This is a genomic window from Caldibacillus sp. 210928-DFI.2.18 (genome assembly GCF_020554505.1).
GTDB lineage: Bacteria > Bacillota > Bacilli > Bacillales > Caldibacillaceae > Caldifermentibacillus > Caldifermentibacillus hisashii.
The window spans coordinates 1-2,999 of the sequence record NZ_JAJCHL010000160.1; the positions used below are offsets into that span (position 1 = coordinate 1).

Genomic DNA, 2,999 nt, shown 5'->3' on the forward strand with positions numbered 1-2,999 from the left:
CGGTAGAACTCTGTACTTAGGAATCCACTACGGCTTTAGCCTAGTGGTAGTTCAAATGGAGTGGTTTCCGAAACATGTAGCCAAACCGGATGACGACTCTAATCCGGAGGGAACAGCAGTCATTGAATTTAATTTGCATGCAGGCAAGTTTGAGAGAGCTATTTTTGTCATGGGAAAGACCTATGCAAAAGACGGAATTGCTTTTCCCAATATGGATTCCAATGACATCATCAAATGGATTGAAGAGGAGACAGGATTGATATACGGGAATCAATTTCAATTACGTAGGCAAAAAGAAAGGGAATTTTATTTTGGGGATGTATCGATGGTGTTGCCGTTTCGCCTGCTGGACTTATTGAGGTCAAATTAGATTCGGATGGAAAACTAACCATGTTCTCTGTTTTAGGACCATTTCCTTCCAAAAATATGGTCATTGAAAAGACTTATCACCTTTCTTTTGAAAAAATCGAACATTTGGCAAAAGAACAATTGAAGTTGATTGAATTTCCTTCCGACGAACAGAAAAAAATAATCCCTGTTTATGGAGTGGAAGAAATCTTTGTTACGAATGACGGAAGATCAACAATTCCAATAGAACTGGATGATCCCTTCTATGTAAAGATTGATGAAATTATCTTTTGGGATGAACCAATTAATGAACCATTTGAAAGAAAAGAAATACGTTGGATTGAGGATATAAAAGCAGAGCAGGCATTTTCAAATGAGCCAAGTCCTGATTCATTTCCAATTACAAAGGAAGAACAAGATAGATGTGTTCAGGCTGTAAAGGACTTTTTACGTCAAGTTTATCCACATGATACAGGAAAATGTATGCTTAAAACACTCAAACGTAATAAGGGATATATTCATGCAAAAGTTAGGGCTAACTACCGGGACTACCGCGTGTTTCAAAGAAAATTAGAAATCATCATTGATGCAAATCGTTTTCAAGTTGTCAATTACTTGGACACCGAAATGATGTTGCAAACTTTTGATCAATTTCAGAAACCAGATAAAGTAACGGTTACGAAGGAGGAAGCTTTTGAAAAAATCAAAGAATTGTTTGAGTTAAAGCCTGTTTATGTCTATGATTTTGAACAAAAACAATATGTTTTATGCGGGAAATTGGATTGTCAATACGGGGTACATGCAGCCGGTGGTGAAGTGATATTGTTGGATGAATTGATATGAAGCCAAAGATGAGCCAGTTGAATGATTGATATGATGGAAGTCCCTCTTGAATAGAGCAAAATGAACTGGATATTTTTTAAACGAATTGATTTAACCCTGCTACTTGGCAGGGTTTTTGGCGCGGAGCATTTGTTGTCAATAAAAAGTCGATCCTCGATAGTTTTCTATTTTGCATTCATTTATGTAAAAGAATAAGCCATCAGTATGACTAAAAATTCCGGTTTATTATAAAAATAAGTAATACGAACAGAAATAATTGAAAAGGATCGAATATTTATGAGAGCTGTATCCGCTTTATTTTCAATCCTTATGCCGGGGTTTGGACAAATTTATAATGGTCAAATTAAAAAGGGTATCTTTCTTTTAGTAGTAGAACATTTTGATAATATGTTGGGGAAGATAAATCGTTCTATTCAGCTGGATTTTAACGGTTTTCACCAAGAAGCATTGGCTACAGTCATTTATGATGCTATGCTATTTTATCCGGGATTTTATGTTTATACCGTTTGGGATGCTTGGTTCTATGCAAAAGAGGGGGCTGATAAGGGGAAAACGGCCATACCCTTTATTATTGGCGGTTTTTTAGGGGAGCTCGGAGCCATTTTTGCATCAAAATTGCCATTCCCAACGCTTATCTGTGGTCTACTTATGATTATTCCTATGTTAATCGGGATGGTGATATTTCGAAAACAATAACAAATCATTCAAGAGTTAAATGACATTTATTAATTTAACTTTTAACAGTAAGTCTTATACTTTCATTTTCAAGCTCTTAAGGTAGGTTGCCTTGTTCATCATCTACTGTCTTTCCGTCTGTTTTCATCGAGTTAACGAAGTACGAATTATTTAAGAGGGAAGCTATTGGTTATATGTCAGAATAAAAAAATTTTTTTATATAGGGCGATAAATTTGTAAATGTCCAAAAATAAAAATATTCCTTGCCCCAGAGAAATATAGGTACTAAAATTAAATTAATGACCGGTCATACATTTTTTTAAGAGATGCAAGAGACAATATAAATGTTAAAGTTCGTATTAAGGCTGTTAGAGGGGCAGATAAGAATGATTTCTATGCATCTGGTGTTTGGAGCCCGGATTCTATTTAATTGCTAAATACGGTTCGCTGCTGTCCAAAAGTTTATTCAGGTGCAATGTAAGCAATAATGTTATTCGAGAAATCCCAACATTCCGACATTGTATGATTAGACTTTTTGGACAGCGTCGGTAGAAATATAAAATTTGGAGGCTATCTTATGATGAAAAAGTGGCTCCCTATAGTCTTATTAACAGTTCTTGCCCTTGTTTTAATTGGAATCAAAACCTATTCAAAGCTCCGGTTATGAAATACCAGTCAATTGGATTTTCATTCAATTTTTTATTCTCTTTTTGATTACTGATTTTTTGGTTCATGATGCGGAAACGAATAGTAGCTACTTGATACTGAGAATTAAAAGAAGGGAACAGTATATTCTGTCGAAACTAATTTGGATTGTCATTCAAAATATACTGGTCTATTTTGGGTTATTTATTGTGATCTATGTGATTTCATCTTTACTATTAGGGGATTTTTCTCTTGAAGCTTCATCCTATTTTCAAGATACGATCCAATCCCAAGCAGCCATTTCGATAAATCCAATACAGCTTATATTACATCTCTTTTTCGGATACGTTTTGACAAGCATTGTGTTGTCGGGGATTTTTTTACTGTGCACTCAATTTTTTGCTTCAACAGTCTCCTTTTGTTTTGTGCTTATATTAGGGGTTGCTGAACAAACAAAAAAACCAAATAGGAGAAGGATTTATGAGCTT

Annotated in this window: 3 protein-coding genes and 1 pseudogene; all 4 read left to right on the top strand. The window is 34.9% G+C overall.

Features of this window, described 5'->3' with window-relative positions:
• A pseudogene (locus LIZ98_RS17170) lies at positions 1-370 on the top strand (hypothetical protein); the annotation flags it as partial.
• A 20-nt stretch (positions 371-390) separates the two neighbouring features.
• Positions 391-1,191, top strand: coding sequence for a hypothetical protein (locus tag LIZ98_RS17175; protein ID WP_227203163.1), 801 nt, complete (start codon positions 391-393; stop codon positions 1,189-1,191).
• A 276-nt stretch (positions 1,192-1,467) separates the two neighbouring features.
• Complete coding sequence (locus LIZ98_RS17180; protein WP_034767272.1) at positions 1,468-1,887, top strand: hypothetical protein; 420 nt, start codon at positions 1,468-1,470, stop codon at positions 1,885-1,887.
• A 737-nt stretch (positions 1,888-2,624) separates the two neighbouring features.
• Positions 2,625-2,999 (top strand): hypothetical protein (locus LIZ98_RS17185; protein ID WP_227203165.1); only part of this gene is annotated, 375 nt, incomplete at its 3' end.